This is a genomic window from Flavobacterium aquidurense (genome assembly GCF_002217195.1).
Classification (GTDB): Bacteria; Bacteroidota; Bacteroidia; order Flavobacteriales; family Flavobacteriaceae; genus Flavobacterium; species Flavobacterium frigidimaris.
This window is the reverse complement of record NZ_MUGR01000020.1, coordinates 48,934-71,206: the sequence shown is the minus strand read 5'-3', so window position 1 is coordinate 71,206 and position 22,273 is coordinate 48,934. Positions and strand designations below refer to the sequence as shown.

Below are 22,273 nucleotides of genomic sequence, written 5' to 3'. Positions count from 1 at the left end.
TCCCTGTTAACGGCCTTTGTACATTTCGGGGCTTTCGCACCATTTTATTTCCCATTTTTTTATTGATGCTCTTACGTCTTCTTCTACAAATGGAGATTTGCTAATCTCTGATGCTCTTAATGCCTGTAAAAACATTTTCCATCTTGGCCAGTAAAATTCAGCATACATACCGCGCCATGATCTGGAAGCATAATCATTCAAATGTCCTTCACCGCCCCAAAGTGTTATTAGTGTCTTTGCATTTTTTACATATAGTTTTGATACTTCGGCATTGCTTCCGTAATCCCAAGCCGATTGCAGCCAATAGCTTAAATCATTCAACGGCTGTCCTGAAAGTATTTTATCTATAGCCAAAGCCTGTTTTTCTATTTCTTTATATAAGGTATCGGCTTTTTTCAGGTCTTTCTGTTGGTACGCTTTTACACATTCGATCAGTAAATCATCAATACAAAGTGAATAATAGTGTCTTGACACGTCGAGTAAATCATAATTGTAAAGACTGTTTTTATCAAAATTTTTACTTTCTAGCTGTAAAATATCCAAGGCTTGTTTGAGTTTTTCTTTGTCTCCGGGATTTCCTTTGAATTCTGTTATTTTTAAAGTTGGTCTCTTAAAAAACAAATACGCTCCGGCCCTATCATTCCACCAACGCGTTTCCCAATACTTTGTGCTGTAAACAGATTCAATTAATAATTGCCAGGACTCAAAAACCGAATTGGAAATATTTTTACCGTATCGTGCTTTCAAATAATTTTTCAGCCAGTCCTTTACCGGTTCTTTTCCTTGTGTCCAAGGTAGATCGTAAATATATTCGTATACTATCGAATTATTATTTAGACCTTCCGGCATTGCACCATACCCTGCAACATTTCCTTTATTTGGATTTTTTAATAAACTGGTCAATTCATTTCTGTAGAAATTCAAATCGCCGTAAACAGGATTAGATCCTCCGTAATTATGTACATAACCATATGTCCATTGCTTACCATAAAAAGCTTCCTGATTTTCCCAGACTTTATAGCGGTCATTGGCATAATCCTGAATCATCAGTCGGTCGTTAGGAACTTTACTTAAGAAAGCGCTTGTAGCTTCTTTAGTCCAAAACTCTTTATTGTCTCCAAAAAGCCATCCCTGCATGACCCATGTTGCTCCGGGTGACGCCTCATTAATAGTTTCGAATATCGTTTTTCCGTAATCCGAGAGTTCCTCATATTTGTGTTCTTCAGAAACAGGAGGTGTTATCTCATTGAAAGAATCAGCCAGATAAAAATCTGAATGCCCGTATACTTTAGTGTACATTTCGATAAAGCGTTTTCCTATTTCCTTAAACAAAGGATCTTTAGAATCTAACAAATAGGTACTTGCAAAACCACCTCCTGACCAGGTTTTTAGTTCTTTTATCTTTGATTCCGGATGTTTCTCTGCAAATGCTTTTGGCACATAACCACTAAAGGCGGGTACAACGGGATGCATGCCCAAAGCTCTCATCCTTTCCAGTATTTGTTTTTGAAGATTGCCTTTTTTATTGATCCATTCCTGAGGCAAAGGTCCTTCAAGACTGTTTATATTGCCCATTCTCTGCCACGGTAAAAATGCAGGTCCGGCAAAATGTGCTGCCACTTGGCTATCCGTCAATCCGTACCCTTTCCATAATTCCTGCCATACTGCTTCCTGTCCTTCCATGGCAGTAGGCAGATTAATACCGTGAAAAGCCATCCAGTCTATTTCTTGTTCCCAGCGTTTCCAGTCCCACCACGGAGTCGTATAACCAAATGTACAGGCGTTTAGATATTCTCTGTATTGAAACGGAGTCGATTCTTTTTTTGAATACCTGGGCCAGCTTTTGGGTAAATCTATTCTGTTGCCTTCCCAACTCACCAAAACAGCACAAATGTCCCTAAGAAAATTATAGGCGGCATAACAAAGGGCGGTATTCGAAGTTCCCTGAATTTTTACGCGGTTGCCTTGGGTTTCAACTTCAAACGAATCTGACTGATCCTGATTTTTATTTTCGATAATTGTCAGCTCAAATTCACTGGCCCGATTGCCAATAAGTCTTTCTAATACTGCTTTTGAACTTTTTGTATCTGCTCCGTTTTGTCCGCACACATCGGGTATTGAAAAAAGGAGGATTGCAAAAAATGGAATTATAATTTTTAAGAAATGGCAGCTTCTAACTGTGAGACATTCTCTTTTCATATTGTCTTATATTTAGGTAATTACTATCCGGTGTTTTTTCTGAAATTGAAACAAAAAATAGGGAGATGATATCTCCCTATTAAACAAAACCAAAATTCCAATCCAATATTCTTATGAGGCATTAGCATCTAAAACTTTTACAATTCGTTTCTGACAGTACTAATTAAATATTGAATCAGGGCTAAAATTATACAGAATCAATGTTTCCATCATGGACGTATCATTCAAAACTATAGACATATCCTGTATGGGCTGTAAAATGTTATATATACAGGTATTTCATGCTTCGGAAGTTTTAGGATTGTTTCTTTTTTTACCGGGATAAAAACAAAAAGCCACTCAGTGGAGTGACTTTCAGGCTAATCTTTAAGCAAAAACTGTAAGCTATGCTGCTATGATTTTGAGATTACTTTCGGGAATTGCATCAAACATGTTCTGATTATTTCAAATCGAATGTGGTATGCCTGATGAACTTTCGGTTATAGGTATACAAAATGTGTACTTTTTTATCTGAGGTCTGAATGATTGCGGGATAACTGAATTCTCCTTCTGTCTGGTTTTCCAGATCAAATATTTTTTTCCAGTTTACGCCATCTTTCGAATATTCTACGTCGAGTACATTGCGTCCGTTAAACCAGTCTTTTCCCATTTTCAGCGGATTATTTACCAACAAAAATGATTTATCGAACAGGGTTACGGCATCCACTCCTGAATTTGAGTTGACAACATTAATGCTATCTGTTCGCTGCCATGTTTTTCCATTATCCTCAGACCAGCTTGAAATTAATTTGTTGTGCCTGCTTCTGGATAAAATCTGAATTTCCTGATCGGAATGCACAAGGAATGTGGGCTGGATAATATCAAATTGTTTTGGATCATTAATGTCAATTCTTTCCCAGGTATCTGTGTTTTCTGTATACTTTTCTAAATGAACGCGCCATTTGTTATCATCGATACTTTCGGTACTGCTGCCGCACAGGATAATTCCGGGAGCTGTTTCAATTGGTTTGTTTCTAATTGGTCCTAATATTCCTGTTGGAAGGTATTTGGGATTACTCCAGGTATTTCCGTTGTCTTTTGAAACAATCATAGCGCCAAACCATTCTCTTGGATTTTTACCGACTTTATAAAATAAATACAGATTCTGGCTTTTGCTTTTAAACAAAACCGGATTCCAGCAAGGCAAGGTATCGCCTTCTTTGATCAAAGGCTCTATCAGTTTTTTAGGTGCAGACCATTTTTTATTTTTATAAGAGGAAACATAAATACTAACATCTTTGGCTCCTTCGTATTTTCCGCCAAACCAGGCTGCCAAAAGTGTATTGGGCTCCAGTTCTGCTAATGTCGAGGCGTGACTCGCAGCCGTAACCGGATGGTCCGCAATATAATTTTGAGTAATATTTACTGCTTTGGGTTCTTTCTTAAGCGAAGCGCAGGAAAGAAAAAACAGGAATAAAACAAATGAGTAACAGATTTTAAAATTCATAAGCTGATTGTTATATATAACAAAAGGAGAGTTCCCTCTCCTTTTGCGTTTTTTGAGTAAAGAATGTGTGGTTTCCTTACTCACCAAATTAATTATTTAGTATCCCACCAAAGTTTTGTTCCTCCGGTATCTGGACCTTTTAATTTTACGATTCCGTCTGCAACAGCATCTTTATTCGATGAATATTCATTTGTTGTATAAATAATTCTTTTCATCAAACTTTTACCAACTCCGGCATCATTGTTATCGGTGTTAAGCGGCGGATAAATTATTTTAGCATCGCTTCTGCGCAAATCTGCCCACGATTCCCAGGATTCAGGGAATATAGCCAGATACTTTTGAACTGCAATCTGCGTACGTTGGCTGGCAACAGCTGAAGACCATGCCACAGGAAGTTTTACAGGTATATCCTGTAGGTCTAAAGTTGGATAAACCGTTAGAACATTAGGTAAAACCGGTAATGTATTTCCAGCAACATAAGCATTGATTGTAGCGGCATCTGTAATTCCCCATTGTCTCAATGACAATCTGATACCTTCTTCGTATAAATCCTGAGCACTTCCGCCCATGTTCCATCCGTTCAAAGCACCTTCTGCTCTGCTGAAATAGTTTTCAGAAGCCATGAATACTTCAATATTTTTAGATTCGCTTAGATTTCCTGCTGCACCATTACCCATAACATCATTGTTGAATGCAGAGAATTTAGTGGTTCCAAACTGATCTTCTAAACCTCCAATAGGCTGACCACGATAAACACCGGTATCAATTGGAGCAAACCATTTTGCTAACCTTGGATCATTATATCCCACAAGGATACTTTCCATAGAAGCAGTCATAGTATATCCCCAGCTGTTTACGATCATGTTTAAGTTGTTTGGCGTAATGTTACTCGCTTTAAAGAATGCTCCCTGCTCATTGGTTTGCATAACACCCGCAGCAACCGCAGTTTCGGCTTGTGTTTTTGCTTTTGCAGGTTCGATATCAGAAATTCTTAAGGCTAAACGTAGTCTTAAACTGTTTCCAAATATTCTCCAGTTCGAAACGTTACCTGCATAAAGACGGTCATTAGGCTGAAATGAAGCCACTGTTGTTACAGCAGAACCACTTAATGTCGCATTTGCTTCATCTAATAGCTTAAAGAAGTCTTCATAAATAAATTCTACGCTGTCATAAGGTACTTTTTCTTTCTTATTACCTGCTTCTGTGTACGGAATTGGGCCATAAGCATCTACCATTTGATTGTACATGAACACTTTCCATATTTTAAGGATTGCCAAAGCTTCGGCATTTCCTTCAGATGCTTTGATCGCATTGTTTAAAGCCGGAACAGCAACGGTGTAAAATCTTGTCCATCCACGTCCTTCGTAACCATTTACGAATGCATTTCTTTCTGTACCATATCCGCAATTCAGATATTGTATAAAAGTAGAAGATAAAATACCTGTTGCAATACCCCACGTTCCCTGATCATCTACACCTGGCGATGAGTAAGATCCGTTGTGGATTCCTGCATAAACAGCAGATGCAAAAGACGGTCCTGCAAGAGTTGGGTCTAACTGATCCTCTGTAAGCGAATTAGGATCGGTGTTTATTTTATCAAAGTCGCTTGTACAGCCTGATAAAATAGAAACTGCCATTAATGCAACTCCTAGTGTTTTTATTTTAAAACTATATTTCATGATGTCTCTTTTTTAATTAAAATCCGAATTTAACATTTACTCCATAATCTCTCGTTGAAGGAATGTTGAAAGACTCTATACCTTGCAAGTTTCCTGTACCGGCACCGGCTTCCGGATCAAAGTATTTCGCTTTATTCACGAAGAAGAATAAATTTCTTCCTACCAGTGAAAAGTCAATATTTGTAAAACCTGAGTTCGCCAAAATACGTTTTGGTAAAGAATATCCTAAAACAAGTTCTCTTAATCTGATGTTTGTCGCATCATAAATAAAAGGTTCTGCGATAGGAGTTCTTTGTCCAATTGCTGTCCAGTATTGTTCAGCATTAATACTTGTTGTATTCTGAACATAATTTCCTCCTCCGGTTGCCACAACACCATCAACAATGATTCCGCCTTCTCTTCCTGCAAGGGTAACATCACTTACTCCCAGACCTGCTTGTCTTGCCTGAGTGTATGAAATAACTTCACCGCCAATTCTAAAATCAACAAGGAAACTTAAAGAGAAATCTTTGTATTTGAAATTATTTTTAAGACCTGCTGTCCAATCCGGGTTAAAGTTTCCGGCACGCACATCAAAACTATTTGTGGCAAGCGGAAGACCCGCGCTGTTTACAATAATTTTTCCGTCAGGAGATCTTTGGAAACCTTTAATATATAAATCTCCATATTCTCCACCCTGAATTACTTTACTTCTTACCAAACGTCCTTCACCAAGAACCAATTCTTCTCTTCCTCCATAAATAGATTTTACTTCAGATTTGTAAGTGGCAAAGTTTGCCGTAACATCCCAGGAGAAGTTTTCTGTTTGAACAGGAGTAGCAGTAAGAACTACCTCGATACCATTATTTTGAATTTCACCACCATTTACTACCGCTCTTGAAGTCGAAGAAGATTCCGGAGTATTGATGTAGAAAATCTGATCTTTTGTATTGGTTTTGAAATAAGTAACATCTAATCCTAAACGATTTTTGAAGAATTTAATTTCACCACCAAACTCAACAGAACTTGACATTTCCGGTCTTAAATCAGGATTTGCAGCTGTCGTTTGAGCATACAGCATACCTCCGTTACCACCAATATAAGACAATCTTGAACTTGTTTGATAAGGATCTGTATCATTACCTACTTTTGCGTAAGAGCCTCTTAGCTTTGCATAACTAATCGCTTCCGGAAATGTAAACATATCAGATAATACTGCCGATAGACCTACAGAAGGATAAAAGAAAGATCTGTTTGCTGCCGGTAATGTAGAAGACCAGTCATTTCTGGCAGTTAAATCCAAAAATAAATAATTTCTAAATCCAATTTGTGAGAAACCGTAAACAGAGTTAATTCTTTTTTCTGAAGCAGTAGATGTTGACTGAACTGTAGCCACATTTGATAAGGCAAAAAAGTTTCTTTTACTTAAAACTCCGCCTGAATATAATGAAGAACTTCTTTGTTGCAAGGAGTTGGCTCCCGCATTTACTCCAATAGTAAAATCACCCACTTTCTCGTTATAAGAAAGCAATGCATCTGTATTGAATTCGCTTACTGTTTCATACGATTCGCTGTATGAACCAAGATTGTTGTTGAATGCAATTGTGGCATATCTGTTTCTGACATTCTTGTTGGTCATTTGATCTAAACCTGTTCTTACTTGTAAGCTGATCTTATTTGTAAAATCATATTTAAGAGAAGCAAGACCTATAAATCTGTTTCTTTTGTCTGTACGTGCATCATCGCGCAAGGCTGACCAATATGGGTTACCGCCCGGAGCTCCGGCTTCATCTAAGAAATAGTTCATTTGTCTTTGTCCTGCAGCATCAAAATATTCAAAATCTTTATACTCATTGAATTTGATACTACGTGGTAGTAAGTAAGCAGAAGTACCAATAGATTCTTCCCCTGTTCTCAATAAATTATCAATATCCTGAACGATGTAGTTTGTTTTTACATCTAATGATAATTTGTCTGATATTTTACTTGTCAGTCTTAAGTTAACATTGTGTCTGTCTAATTGATTTCCTCCAACAATACCTTCAGCTTTTGTGTTGGTATAAGAAAAATAACCCTGCGCTTTTTCATTTCCTGTTGTCACAGTTAATGTGTTGGCTAAATTATAACCTGTTTTATAGAAATCAATAACGTTGTTGGGCTGAGGGCTGTAACTTGTTGTTGCCGGTCCTGTATAGTTAGGATTACGAACAAGTTGCCATGCCGAAACCTGGCTTCCGTCTAATTTTCCTCCCCAGCTTGAGCTTGAAGTGGCATTATAAGCACCTAAAGTTCCCTGTCCGTATTGATTTTGCAAATTCATCAAATCATAAGCTGATGAAGCCATAAAATTAGACGATAACGAAACCGATGTTTTACCGGATTTACCGGATTTAGTTGTAATTACGATGACACCATTACTCGCTCTTGTTCCGTAAAGTGCTGCTGCAGATGGTCCTTTAAGAACCGTCATCGAAGCAATATCTTCAGGGTTAATGTTTGAGATACCATCAGGCTGTGTTGTTCCTCCTGTATCAATGTCAGGATTTGTGTTTGTTGTTCCGTTGCTGATTGGTACACCATCTACCACATACATTGGCTGGTTGTTTCCGGTAAGGGACCTGTTCCCTCTTAATGTAATTCTCGAGGAACTACCCACACCGTTTGAAGTTGTAGAGAAGTTAAGACCGGCAACTTTACCTGAAAGTGAGTTGGCAACGTTTAGTGATCTTGCTTCTGAAAGTTCATCTACCGAAATGTTTTGCGCAGAATAGGTAATCGCTTTTTTCTCCCTCTTAATACCCAGAGCGGTTACTACGACTTCACCCAATTGCTGAGTGGCTGCACCTAATGCTACATTTACAGTACTTTGATTTCCTACGGCTACCTCTTTTGGTTCTGAGCCAACGTAAGTGAAAACCAAAACTGAAGATTGGTTTGGAACTGAAATACTGTACTTACCATCAAAATCTGATGATGCACTTGTTTTTGTTCCTTTAACAATAACATTTGCCCCTGGGATCGGAATTCCGCTTTGAGCATCTGTTATCGTTCCTTTTACTGTTGTTTGTGCCTGCAGACCTTGAAATCCGAATAAGCAAATTACAAACAGTAATTTTAGTACGTCCTTAATCATGTTTAGTTGTTTTGAGTTAATAACATGTTAAACTTATGAATACATTTTGTTAACAAAATATAATTTCGACAAATGACAGGTTTGAAAAGGTGTAGGGAATACATTTATCCTTTTTGATCACGAAAACGTTTTAAATTGTAATCTTAATCTTCTTTATAAATAATTCTCATTTCGAGGTAATCGAAATGATTTTCCCTTTTTTCAATAGCATTCTTCGCTTAACATGTTATTCACTAAACATTTTATTCCATTTACAGGAATTAGTTCAATACTTTGAAATCTGTTTTAAGGACGTCAACGGAGTTTCCTCCTACCATAACTTCAAAATCTCCGGGCTCTACAACCCTTTTCATTTCACGGTTCCAGATCGATAATTCATCTGGAGTAAGCGTAAATTCAACTGTTGCAGTTGCTCCTTTTTTAATAGGTAATCGCTTAAATCCTTTTAAGGTTTTTGCGGGAGTTGTTACGCTGCTGTATTTATCATGAAGATACAATTGCACTACCTCATCGCCATCCAGATTTCCTGTATTTTTGACATCGACACTCACTTTCAGTTCTCCGTCAGCTTGGATTGCAGGCGAACTGATTTTAAGATTTGAATATTCAAACTTCGTATAACTCAATCCGTAACCGAATGTATATAAAGGATGTTCACTCTCTGACACATATTTATGAATCGCAGATGGTTTTTGATTGTAATATATAGGCAGCTGCCCAACAGATTTTGGAACTGTTACGGGAAGTCTTCCGCCCGGATTATAATCTCCAAATAAAACATCGGCTACAGCTCTTCCTCCTAATTCTCCCGGAAACCAGCCTTCGATAACTGCCGGAATGTTTTCGCTGATCCAATTGGTAGAAAGCGGACGTCCGTTGAGCAATACGCAAATTACCGGTGTTCCTGTTTTTTGAATCGCTTCAATCAGTTCCTGCTGCATCCCGTGTAAATCCAATGAAGCAACATCTCTGTTTTCTTCCACCAATTCGTTAGATTCTCCTAAAACGACAATCGCAACATCGGCTTTTTTAGCAATGTCGATCGCCGGCTGAAAGTTTACTTTTTCCAGATTCCAACGCAAATGCGCTCTGGCTCCCCAGCCTCCTTCCCACATTTCGATACGGACTTTATACTTTTTTCCCGCTTCGATATTTTTTGGAGTTGTCACCATGCTTGTCGCCCCTTTCGTCCAGTTGTCAATCACCAATTGATCGTCAATCCACATTCTGATTCCGTCATCAGAACTTAAACCCAGCCAGCCATCAAAGGCTTTATCTGATTTTAGATATCCTGTCCAGCGAATAGAGAAATCATCATCTGTAACGCCATCGCCCGGAGACCAAGGCCAGTCAAACTCTAATTGGCTGTCGATACGGGTCAAAGCCGGAGCTCCTTCTACATTTCTGTTATTGAAATACTCCCCTTTTAATCCGTTTTGGGATTCATCCGGCGTAAATAAATATTTCGACGGTATAATCTGCCCTTTTACAATTAAAGAAACTCCTTCTTCATAAAGTACATTGGCAGTTTTACCCACAACTTCCTGAACTCCTTCTAAAACCGTTGTTCCCACTTTGTTTTTAACGGAATATCCTCCTAATCTCGAAGCATTTGCGTTTGGACCAATAACGGCAACTGTTTTAATATCTTTCTTTAAAGGCAGTATGTTGTTTTCGTTTTTTAATAAAACAATCGATTTGTGCGCCGCTTCAAGAGCAACATCCTGATTTTCTTTGGTATGAAAACGTTCTTTAATTAAATTTTTATCTGTATACGGATTTTCGAATAATCCCAATAAGAACTTCAATCTCAAAACTCCTCCCGCAGCACGATCAATCTGCTCCATTGTCAGTTTCTTTTCGTTGACCAGTTCTACGATGCTGGTCTGCCAGAATTCATTTGTAAAATCATAGAACTGCATATCCACTCCCGCTGCAACGGCTTCTCTAATACTTTCTTTTGGAGAATTTGTCACATAATGTGTGGTCTGTAAATATTTTATTGCACCTAAATCAGATACTACAATTCCTTTGAAACCCCACTCTTTTCTCAAAACATCAGTTAGTAACCAATGATTTGCCGCACATGGAATCCCGTCTAATTCAGAGTATGCACACATTGTTCCCAATGCACCGCCTTTTCTGAATGCTTTTTCAAATGACGGCAAGAAGTCCTGACGTGCTGCACGCTCACCCACCAATACAGGCGAAGAATTTGCTCCGCCTTCCGGAATACCGTGAACTGCAAAGTGTTTTGGCTCTGCAATAATAGAACGATCTGATTTTAGATCATCTCCCTGCATTCCTTTTATCATTGCCGTTCCCATTTCGCCAACCAGATAGACATCTTCACCAAATGTTTCGGCAACTCTGCCCCAGCGTGGTTCGCGGCCAACATCAAGATTGGGTCCTAAACCAAAATGAACTCCGTGTGCCCTGGCTTCGGTACCAATTACACCGCCCACTTTTTTCATCAAATTAGTATCCCAGGTGGCACCTAAACCTATATTCATTGGGAACGCCGTACTACCGTCATCTAAATAACCGTGAAGCATCTCGCACATGATAAGTGCAGGAATTCCCCATTTGTTTCTTTTGATTACTTCGCTCTGAAGTGTATTAATCATTTTTGCAGATCGTGGATAAATATCATGAATTGCTCCAATTCCCAGATTTCCAATTTTTGCCGCAGACCTGGTTTTAGAAAAATCTTCTTTTTCCTTAAAAAATTCGCCTTTGTACATGTCCATCTGACGTACCTTTTCTTCCAGTGACATTCGGCTTAATAAATCACTTACCCTTTCTTCTACAGGTAGTTTTGCATCCTGATACGGGTACTTTTTCTGGGCTTGAATTGGGCAAAAGAATCCCGCAGCCATTACAAAAATAATGGCTGTTTTTTTGATTTTTAATTGTAACATAGTTGTGAGTGTTTAGTACTGAATCACCTTGAGCGTTTTTCCATTCACAAAAGCATCGTGCGAAATAAAATAACTGTTCAATGGTTTTCCATCCAATTGAATTTGTTTGATTTTGTCGTCACTATTGATTTCTCTTTCGATGACAACACTTTCTTTTTTATAATATCGGGGATCTAATTTTATGGTCACTTTATCAAACATTGGCGTTGTAATCGTGTAAATTGGATCTCCCGGAGAAATTGGGTAAATTCCCATCATAGAATATACCAACCAGGCAGACATCGTTCCGGTATCGTCATTTCCGGGCAATCCTTTTGGCTCATTTCTGAAATATTCACGTACCAGTTTTTTGACCATTTCCTGACTCTTCCATTCTTCGCCTTTTATATAATTAAATAAATAAGGATAAGCGATATCCGGTTCGTTTGCCATGTCAAATTGCTTGATATCAAAAACTTTTTGCAATTGATCTGAGAACGCTTTTTCACCGCCCATTAATTTCATCAACCCCTTGATATCATGCGGCACCATAAAAGCATATTGCCACGCATTGCCTTCAATAAAACCTACATTTGTCTGAAAATTAGATCCTGCTTCCGGATCAAAAGGTTCATACCATTTTCCGTTAGCCAATCTTGGGCGAAGTAATTTTAAATCTTTGTCGTATAACTTTTGGTAAGAAAGCGAACGTTTGGTAAAACGCTTATAATCGTCTTTTTCTCCTAACGCTTTCGCTAAAAGTGAAATTGCATAATCTGACGTATTGTATTCTTGAGTTGTAGAAACCGGACCGGCATAATTAGTCGATAAATATCCTTTTTCGATATATTCTTTAAGTCCGGGACGCAACGGATTATTTTCTGTCTGATCGGCCCCTTTCAGCATTGCGTAATATGCCTTGTAAATATCAAAATCCTGAATTCCCTTTAAGCAGGCGTCAACGATAACAATACTTGCAGGATCTCCTACCATCGTAAATGTTTCTGTTGAATTTAATTCCCATTTTGGCAGCCAGCCGTTTTCATCATACATATCCAGCATGCTTTTTATCATATCTGATTGCTGCTTAGGATAAACTAAAGACGTTAGCGGATGCATATTTCTGTAGGTATCCCACAAAGAAAACACGGTATAACGCGTACCTGTGGTTTTGCCTATCTTAGTTCTTTTGATTTTCGGATATTCCCCGTTAATATCATTTAAAGTATTGGGATGTATTAAAGTATGGTACAATGCGGTGTAAAAAATAACTTTATCCTGATAAGAACCTCCTTCGACTAAAATCTTCGAAAGTTCTTCGTTCCATTCGTCATACGTTTCTTTGTAAACGGCATCAAAATTTTTATTTCCGGTTTCTTTTTCTAAATTCTCACGGGCATTTTCGATACTTACATACGACACTCCAATTTTTACTTCAACGGTTTCTTCCTTAGCGAATTTATACGTAAAGTAAGTTCCTATACTGTCGCCAACAACCGTTTTTATGGTGTTGTCCATCATTCTGGTTTTCCCGTTATATCCCATCCATTGTGCTTCTACGCCTTCATATTTTGGTGTTTTTTTCCAAACTCCGAATTTATCTGCGGGTTTTGAAAATTTAGCTACAAAATATACCGGATAAGCATCTTCAGGACTGTTATAACAAAATGATCCCACGGTGCGCATTCCTTCTATTTCTGTCGAAGAAACTACTTTTACCATCGCTCCTTCTTCATTTGTTAAACCTAAACCAAGATTCAACAAAATATTAGATTGCCCTTTTGGGAAAGTGAATTTGCTTACTCCTACTCTTTTTGAAGCTGTAAATTCGCCTTTGACTTTATATTTATCAATATTAACACTGTAATAAGCCGTTTTAGACACTTCTTTCGAATAAGCAGAACCATATTGCAGATGGTTGGTTTCGACTGCGCCTGTTGTTGGCATTAATAAAATAACACCTAAATCAGGACAACCTACTCCGCTTAAATTAACCTGACTGAATCCCGTTAAAAACGTATTTTCATTTACATAAGGGTTAGACAGCCATTGACTGTCTTTTTCTAAACGATTTTGAGCGCCCGCCACATTAAACGGACTAATGCTTGCCATACCTCTTGGTGCAATTGGTCCGGGAGACGTAGCGCCATAATTTGAAGTTCCGATAAGGGGATTTACGAACTCTGCCGGCTGTTGTGCAAAAGCATTTATGCCAAAAAACAGCATGTTAAAAACACATGCTGCCTGTATGGTTATTTTTTTAGTCAAAATCATATTTAGTCTTCTATCTGTTAATGGCTTCAATCTTTAAAGTCCAGACTTCTTTACAGGGTAAATTATTTAGTAAGCTTTCTGGAATTGTGACTTTAAATCCGTCAGCAAATTTAGTCCATTTTAAGGCTTTTTTAGAACCTAACATCGTAATTTTTGTTCCTTTTTTAGGATTAATCGATTTTACCACCACTTCAGATGCGATTTTATTCTCTCCTTCTTTGGCCAAATAAAACAAGAATACATTTCCGGCTTTATTTTGCGTCATACAAATGTTATTTTCCTTAAACGGAGCAATTGGTTTTGTGTTATAAATGGCGGTACTGTTTACTTTCATCCAATCTGCGTAAGCTGCCAGTAAATCATAAGCTCCTTTTTGCCATTCTCCTTCAGGACTTGGAGCAACATTCAATAATAAATTCCCGCCTTTTGCTACCACATCAACAAGCATCTGAATACCTTCTCTGCCTGTCATATACTTTGCATCCGGAGTATACGACCATCCTCCGCCGGAAGTAATACAAGATTCCCAGGGATAAGGAAGTGTTTTTTCCGGAACTCTGTTTTCAGGAGTCAGGTAATTTTGGTTTTTACTGTGAACTGCTCTGTCGACTACGATTAATCCGGGTTGTTTCTGACGTGCTTTTACCACCAGTTCGTCCATTTTAGGATCCTGATCTACAGCTCTGTGTTTGATAAAACCATTTTTAGAGGTATTCTCTGCAAATTTGCCATCATAGTATTCTTTAATATCTTGTGGACTATCTTTTTGAACCCATCCGCCATCTAACCATAAAATGTCTACTTTACCGTAATTGGTGAGGATTTCTAAAATTTGGTTGTGTGTAAAATCAACATATTTCTGCCATTTTTCTGGATACAATAACGGGTCATAGTTTACGTTTCTGTCAAAAGGAGGGAAATAAGGATCCCAGTAATTTTCGTTGTGCCAGTCCGGTTTAGAAAAATAAGCTCCCGTTGAGATATTCTCATTTCTAAAAGCAGTAAAAACTTCTTTCAGAATATCTGCTTTGGGATTGGCGCTAAACGGACAATCTTTGTCTGTTACTTTATAATCAGAATATTTTGTGTCGTACATACTAAATCCGTCATGGTGTTTTGTTGTAAAAACCATGTACTTCATTCCTGCTGCTTTGGCTGCTTTGGCCCATTTGGCCGGATCAAATTTTGTTGGATTAAAGGTCTTTTTCAAACCTTCATACTCTTTTACATACTCTGTATAATTTCCCGGATTGCTTCCTTTTTTGCGTTCACACCATCCGTAATCTTCCGGGCAAATTGACCAGGATTCTACAATTCCCCATTGACTGTAAGTTCCCCAGTGCATCAACAATCCGAACTTTTTTCCCTGCCATTCCTCCAGATTTTTCAATACCAGCGGATCTGTTTCCGGTATATAACGCTCGTCTTCATAAATGGCCTGTGAGAACATTTGAACTGAAAACAATACTGCAATTATCAATATTCCTCTTTTCATTTTTATTCTTTTTAAAGGTTTTTGGTTTCGTTTTTTGTTTTGTTTTGTTTTTATGTTGTGATTTCTAACATTTCAGAGCTAAAAAGAGCAATGAGCTATTGTGCGAGAAACCGGTTTCTTTACTACTCTTTTTTATTCACTCTAAAAATAAATCCTATGTTACTAGGTGTTTAAACCTTTATTTGCAATTCAAACTTTGACAAAGTTTAATTCACTAAAATTTCATCTACAAATAACCATGAATCCTCGCCTTTAGGACTTTTCTTTAAGTTATAAGCAATTACTTTTACAAATCTGGCATTCGTTTTTACAAAATTGATTTTGAAACTTTTCAATTCTGATGTCACATTTGCGGCATAATCACGGGATATTTTTCCAACTTCTTTATACTTGATTCCGTCATTCGAAACCAAAACCTTAATCTGTACAGGAAAAAATATACCCGCGCCCTGACTTTCTAAAGTTCCAATGATTACCTGCTCAACACTTTCCTGTTTTTCAAAATCAATCACCAGTTCCATATCATTTACCAGCCATGCCTGCCATTGTCCGTCATGAAAATTTTTACTGCCGCGAATGGTATTGACCATCGTATTGGCATCTCCTTTATAGTTTTGATTGAATGCTGTTAAGTATCTTACTTTGTGCGCCACTGCTTTATGAAAAACAATTGTATCCGTAAACGTTTTTCCAATGGGTTTATCATCCTGAAACAGCGATGCTTTTAGAACAGTTGTGGCTTTAAACTCAATTGGGTTCACATATTTTTCTGCATGGCGATCGATACTTTTATCTCCCAAAACATATCGGATATCCGGATTTGGAAATTCGTTTTTCAATGCCACATTGATTTGTTTTTTAACCAAATCTGCACTTGAAGAAGCGGTAACCAGATAAGCACTTTTTGCATAATTGATTCCCAGATAATCGTAGCGTGTCAATAATGGCATTAATCTCGTTGTAAAATCATTCCAGTTGCGGCTTTCTTTTGAACTCCATAAAACTTCAGCCATAGCAGCCAGTCTCGGAAAAATCATGTATTCTGAATCCTTTGGTCCTGCAAGATGTTCTGCCCATAAATTGGCCTGTCCGCCCAGAACATGATTGGCTTCGACAGCCGACATTGTTGGTACCACAGGATCAAACTCATAAACTTTATTCAAGGGTGTATAAGCATCAAAAGCCAAAGGTTCGTCGTTTTGAGGTCCCTGATAAAAATTAAAATAACAATGTGATTCCGGAGTCATAATAACATCATGTCCCTGATCTGCTGCTTCAATACCGCCTTTTGTTCCTCTCCAGCTCATTACGGTTGCTTCGGGAGCTAAACCTCCTTCGACAATTTCATCCCAGCCAATTACTTTTTTGCCTTTAGAATTAATGTATTTTTCAATTCGTTTTACAAAATAACTCTGCAGTTCATTGGTGTCTTTTAACCCCAGATCTTTCATCCTTTTTTGACAATGCGGGCATTTTGTCCAATTGGTCTTTGTCGCTTCATCTCCTCCGATATGAATGTATTTTGATGGAAAAATGGTCATGACTTCAGCCAGCACATTTTCCAGAAACTCAAATGTGCTTTCTTTTCCTGCACAATAGATATCTGTAATAGGCCATAATCCTCCTGAAGGAACACCAATGCGCTGATCAAAACAAGAGAGTTCTGGATAGGATGCAATGGCAGAACTTACGTGTGCCGGCATTTCGATTTCAGGAATTACTTCGATATTTTTTGTCGCGGCATACTTTACAATTTCTTTTAATTCTTCCTGTGTAAAAAAACCGCCATAGGTTCCTTTTTCATCCGGATTTGTCGTTAGCCTTGCATTCCATGACAGGTTTTCCTGATCGACTCTCCATGCCCCGACTTCGGTAAGTTTTGGATATTTCTTAATTTCAATTCTCCAGCCCTGATCGTCAACCAAATGCAGATGCAAAACATTCATTTTATGCATGGCCAGACGATCGATTGTAGCCAGGATATAATTTTTATCAAAGAAATGACGCGATACATCCAGCATCAGACCTCTCCATTGAAAACGCGGTTCGTCTGTAATCGTTACATTCGGGATCTGCCATTTTGCAGTTGTTATTGCAGCATTACTTTCGATCGCAGTTGGCAATAATTGTCTTATTGTTTCTAGTCCATATATAAAACCAGCGTTTCCTTTTGCTGTAATGGTAATAATGTCATTGTTTACTTCCAGTTTATAAGCTTCTTTATGAAAGGCCGGATCCACCTTAAACTGAACAAAATTACGCTGCGGTGCTTTTACGCCCAAAACCGGACGCCAGCCTGCAGCAATCCCGAATTTATTGATTAAGGCATTCGAAATCTCTTTTTGAAAATCGCTGCCGGCAACAAAAACAGTGTTTTTAGAAAACTCGAAGATTCCCGGCTGCACTGCCAATTGATTTGGTTTTGGAATAATCTTAATGTCTTTTTCCGTGAAAATTTTCTGGCTATAACCTGAACTTAAAACAGCAAAGAAGAGTAAGACAAAAAGTGGTTTTAATGCTCTCATAATTATTATTTTAAAGAAGGTGTTATTTTAAATTGATACTGATAATTTTTGTCTTTCAAAAGGTATTTTTCCATTGGCCATGCCTGCCAGCTGTCGATTCCGCCAACGCCCATCTGTTTGTAATCGATTTTTAAACTTGTTAAATCTCTTTCTTTCAATTCAGCAGCGTGTCTTTGGTCTTTCTGCAGTTCGTCATCCAGATCTTCATTTAAAAAATGTAAAGCTGTAATCGCTAACAGATTATCTGATGTTACGGTCAATTTTAGTTTATCGCCTGATAATGCTAAGAAACGTACATCTGTTTTATTTCCGGTTTCCTGCGGACGGATGTACGGATAATACTGCTCTGAGACCGTTTGTGTATAAAGTCCCACGGGAGAACTGTAGTTTCTGTCGATGTAATTTTCGTACGGTCCTCTTCCGTAATAGGTCAAATTGCTAAAATCCTTCGGAACAATTACTTCCATACCAAATCTTGGCAACATGGGCTGTTCTTTGGTTTTATCCCTATTTAAAATTTCTTTTACAACTAATTCACCATTACTGTTGAACTCATAATTCAATTCTAAAGTCGCCGTAACCTGTGGTAAACTATACGTTGCTTTTACCAGAATTTTATTGTCTTTTGTTGCCGAAGACGTCCAGCTTACCAACGTTGGATTTTCTGTTGCGTCTTTCCAGGCTTTCAGGTTTAGCTGAAAATTGGCCCCAAAATCATTATCGTTTGGTGCCCTCCAAAAATTGGGACGCAATTGATAACCGTCTTTTATAACCGGAAGATTCTGAAAGGAATAACCACTGATAAATCCGGTTTTTTTATCGAAAGTAATCTCCGCTTTATCACTTTTAAACACGGTGCTGTTTACTTTTTTCTCAACGGTAATTTTTGATGCGCCTTCAATTTTAATATCGTTTTTCCAGATTCCTTTGTATGCCAGCTGTTCTGTTGCAATTTCGAAACCTTTTGGTAAAAACTGCTCGTCTTGTTTTAACTGATAACTGATATTAATAAAAGCTTCCTGGTATTTTTTATCGCCTAAATTTATTGGCAATGTATATGTTTTTGACTGTGTTGGGTCGATTGCCAAGTAATCGATAACGCCTGTTGTTGCTGTAACTCCGTCTAAAATTAATTCCCAATGCAAAGTAACATTGCTTAACTCTTTAAACGAAAATTCATTGTATACTTTTATTGTTCCTGTCTCCTGATTTTCCCAGGAAGTCAGAATGTTCTGCATCACCTTTTTTACTTCAAAAGCATGCGGATTTGGTTTCCTGTCAACAGTAAATACACCGTTGTTTACAAAGTTGTTATCGCTTTTTACATCTTTAGGCCCAAAATCCCCGCCGTAAGCTAAAATTGTAGTTCCGTCCGCTTGTTTTTTATATACAGACTGATCGATCATATCCCAGATAAACCCGCCCTGAAAATTTGGATACTTACGAATGACATCCCAATAATCTTTAAAATTCCCCATCGAATTCCCCATTGCATGTGCGTATTCACACTGAATATAAGGTCTTGACGGATTTGGATTTGCCAGAATATATTCTTCCATTTTGTCCGGCGAACTGTACATTGGGTCAATAATATCAGAATCCCAGTCAAATTTTAAATCCTTTCCGTCCCAGGCGCCTGCAGTAGCTCTTTCGTACTGAATTGGTCTTGATTTATCTCTGTTTTTAATCCATAAATAACCTCTGTAAAAGTTATAACCGTTTCCGGCTTCGTTCCCCATACTCCAGATAATGATCGATGTATGGTTTTTATCTCTCTCGATCATACGCTGCATGCGCTGTAAATGCGCCAGTTCCCAATCGGGTTTATTACCCAAAGTTTTGGTAATATCATAACCCATTCCGTGAGATTCTATATTGGCTTCATCAACCACATAAATTCCGTATTTATCGCACAATTCATAAAAATATTCATCGTTTGGATAATGTGACATTCGTACTGCATTGATATTAAACTCTTTCATGATTTTAATATCCTGCTCCATGCGTTCTCTCGAAATCGTCTGGCCCGTTACCGGATCTGTCTCATGTCGGTTAACACCTTTTATATAAATTGCTTTTCCGTTTACTAAAAGCTGTCCGCCCTTAATTTCTACTTTTCTAAAACCAACATTGTGATTGATAACCTCAACAACAGCTCCTTTTTTATCCTTTAAAATAAAACTGACCTGATACAAATTCGGAATTTCAGCACTCCATTTCTTCGGGTTATTAACTGAAAAATCAAATCCTGATTTTTTAGTTTCCGATGATAAAACTGCTTTTTTTGAATCGATAATTTTTCCGTTATCTTTCAGCTGTACTTCAAAAGTGTAACTTTCTTTTTTATCTAAATTTGAAAATTCAGTTGAGATTTTCAAACTTCCGTTTACGTAATTGGCATCTAAATCCGGAATGATTTCAAAGTCATTCAAATGTGCTTTATTTCTCGCCACCAAATACGAATCTCTGGTAATCCCGCTCATTCTCCACATATCCTGACATTCTAAATACGAGCCGTCATTCCATTTCATCACCTGCAGTACAATCGTATTTTTACCCGTTTTTAGATATTTATTTAAGTTGAATTCAGAAGGAAGTTTTCCGTCTTCGCCATAACCAACATATACACCGTTTACCCAAACCGTAAGGTTGGATTTTGCTGTACCAATATGAAGAAAAATATCTTTTCCTTCCCACGATTTATCGATTGTAATTTCTCGTCTGTAAACTCCTGTCGGATTATATTTTGTGGGAACAAACGGCGGATTTGGCGCCATTAAATAATCAAAATCATAAGATGTATTGACATACACCGGATAGCCATAACCGTTTACATCCCAGCTTGCGGGAATTTTAAAATTGTCCCAGGCTTTATCGTCAAAATTGGTTTTCTCAAAATCTTTTGGAAGCGCAGCCGGATTATCCACATATTTAAATTTCCAGGCTCCGTTGATGTCCAGATAATTTTTAGATTGTCTCCATTCGTTTTTGTCCGCTAATGCTTCATTTTCAAAAACATAATAGGCGGCGTGCATGGGCTCTCTATTATCTTCATTGATTTTTTCATTCTGCCAAAACGGAACTTTCTCCTGTGCATTTACAGCTAAAATGGAGGTAATTAATACTGATAATATGGATATTGATTTTTTCATTCCTTATTTTTTTATTCTGCCTGTGCTTTTTTCTAAACACATAGAAATGGACATTTTAAATCTAAAAAGGCGTTTCACTTATTGAAACAAACCTATCTATGCGATAGCAACCTGTTTTGATGTGTTTAAATTGATACACAATTCGGCCTTCTATAAGTTCGTCATTTCAAGGAGAAATCGCATTAGTTCATCGACAATGATCAACGAATGACTTTGAAGAGTTTCCTGTGTGATTTACTTCGTCTGTTCGATATCACTCGCGTCTCCTTCGTCGAAATGACAATTTTGTGTTTACAATCAGGACGTAACACTTTGTCAAAGTTTAAAGCTTTGACAAAGTTCAAACTGTACGTACTAATATTTGATCTGCTATTTTAAGCTCGCTTTTGTTTCTTTGATTGTCTTCAGATTACTTTCAGACAATGCATTTCCGTCAAAAAATGAAACACCCACTGCCCCATTTTCTTTTGCTAACAAAATGGCTTCTTTTAGTTCTGCATCATTCTTAAGTCCCGGAATATAAATTCCTGTGTTGATTTTTGTTTTTTTACCTTCTAAATCAGCCACACCTTGTTTTGTAGCATAACCCACCCAGTCAATTTCTTCATCATAAAAGCTATGATAAATCATTGGATATACTTCGTCAATATTCCATTTATCCCAACGCTGGCGCACCATATGATCTGCCATTTCCGGATAAGGAAATACCGCTGCAGTCAATTGTTTGTTGTGTTTGTGTGCAATTGCATACGCATCGTTAACAACGGCTTGTATCGCATTTAATCTGAAATTTTTCCACTCCATATCGATAGAGGTATTGTGGCTTTCTTTTGGATTTTTATGGTGAATTTTTTCAAATGCTTTTACACATTCATCACAATAACAGAAATCAAACTGAGGCAATTCTACGTCCTGAACCAGATTGTATTTTGGCAATAAACTGATGGGTAAAAAGATGTCAGGGAAACGAATATAATCCAGGTGAACACTTTCGATTCCGTCTACTTTTGCCAGTTCTTCCACCAGGGCTAAAACGTGTTCTCTTGATTCTTTTCTGGTTGGACATAACCATTGGTAATAATCAACGTAAGGTCTATTATCAAAACAAGATTTTCCATCTTTACTTACCTGATACCATTCCGGGTGCTGCAGAGCAATGGAGTCTCCGGGTCTGTTCATTGCCATAATCCAGGCATGCACTTTTAGTCCTTCTTTGGTCGCTAAAGGCACTAATCTTTTTAGCAGTTTTGGATCTGTTGTCGTATTGATTAATACTTCATCGATACCGCCATCTTTATATTTTTTGAATTCTTTGGTGTAATCTGCGTCTGATTTTTTAGCATCTGCGGTTGTCCAGACGCCAAACTTAAATGTGGTGGTTTCCTCTTTGCTGGCGCACGAAAAAATAGTAAGTGCCAATAAAAAAAATAATAGTTTTGGTAGTTTCATAG

Annotated in this window: 10 protein-coding genes; all 10 read right to left on the bottom strand. The window is 37.7% G+C overall.

From position 1 onward, the window contains the following. Positions 1–6: 6 nt before the first annotated feature. Complete coding sequence (locus B0A67_RS10900) at positions 7–2,199, bottom strand: alpha-N-acetylglucosaminidase (protein ID WP_072960058.1); 2,193 nt, start codon at positions 2,197–2,199, stop codon at positions 7–9. 439 nt (positions 2,200–2,638) lie between these two features. Further along, positions 2,639–3,685: a sialidase family protein gene (locus tag B0A67_RS10895; RefSeq protein ID WP_072960061.1), complete on the bottom strand. Its 1,047-nt coding sequence runs from the start codon at positions 3,683–3,685 to the stop codon at positions 2,639–2,641. A 92-nt stretch (positions 3,686–3,777) separates the two neighbouring features. Beyond that, the gene (locus B0A67_RS10890) at positions 3,778–5,364 is read right to left on the bottom strand and encodes a SusD/RagB family nutrient-binding outer membrane lipoprotein (RefSeq protein WP_072960065.1); all 1,587 of its coding nucleotides are present in this window, start codon (positions 5,362–5,364) and stop codon (positions 3,778–3,780) included. Positions 5,365–5,380: 16 nt separating this feature from the next. Then, positions 5,381–8,476: a SusC/RagA family TonB-linked outer membrane protein gene (locus B0A67_RS10885; protein ID WP_072960067.1), complete on the bottom strand. Its 3,096-nt coding sequence runs from the start codon at positions 8,474–8,476 to the stop codon at positions 5,381–5,383. A 260-nt stretch (positions 8,477–8,736) separates the two neighbouring features. Beyond that, positions 8,737–11,397: a glycoside hydrolase family 3 protein gene (locus tag B0A67_RS10880; RefSeq protein WP_072960069.1), complete on the bottom strand. Its 2,661-nt coding sequence runs from the start codon at positions 11,395–11,397 to the stop codon at positions 8,737–8,739. A gap of 12 nt (positions 11,398–11,409) precedes the next feature. Continuing rightward, positions 11,410–13,650, bottom strand: a complete 2,241-nt coding sequence (locus B0A67_RS10875; RefSeq protein ID WP_084074557.1) for a GH92 family glycosyl hydrolase — start codon at positions 13,648–13,650, stop codon at positions 11,410–11,412. 10 nt (positions 13,651–13,660) lie between these two features. Then, the gene (locus B0A67_RS10870) at positions 13,661–15,145 is read right to left on the bottom strand and encodes an alpha-L-fucosidase (protein WP_072960071.1); all 1,485 of its coding nucleotides are present in this window, start codon (positions 15,143–15,145) and stop codon (positions 13,661–13,663) included. Between the two features lie 206 nt (positions 15,146–15,351). Continuing rightward, positions 15,352–17,670 (bottom strand): glycoside hydrolase family 20 protein, encoded by a 2,319-nt coding sequence (locus B0A67_RS10865; protein WP_072960073.1) that lies wholly within the window; start codon positions 17,668–17,670, stop codon positions 15,352–15,354. A gap of 5 nt (positions 17,671–17,675) precedes the next feature. Continuing rightward, on the bottom strand, positions 17,676–20,822 hold the full coding sequence (locus tag B0A67_RS10860; RefSeq protein WP_072960074.1) for a glycoside hydrolase family 2 TIM barrel-domain containing protein: 3,147 nt from the start codon (positions 20,820–20,822) through the stop codon (positions 17,676–17,678). 369 nt (positions 20,823–21,191) lie between these two features. Further along, positions 21,192–22,271, bottom strand: a complete 1,080-nt coding sequence (locus B0A67_RS10855) for a putative glycoside hydrolase (protein WP_072960076.1) — start codon at positions 22,269–22,271, stop codon at positions 21,192–21,194. Positions 22,272–22,273 lie beyond the last annotated feature (2 nt).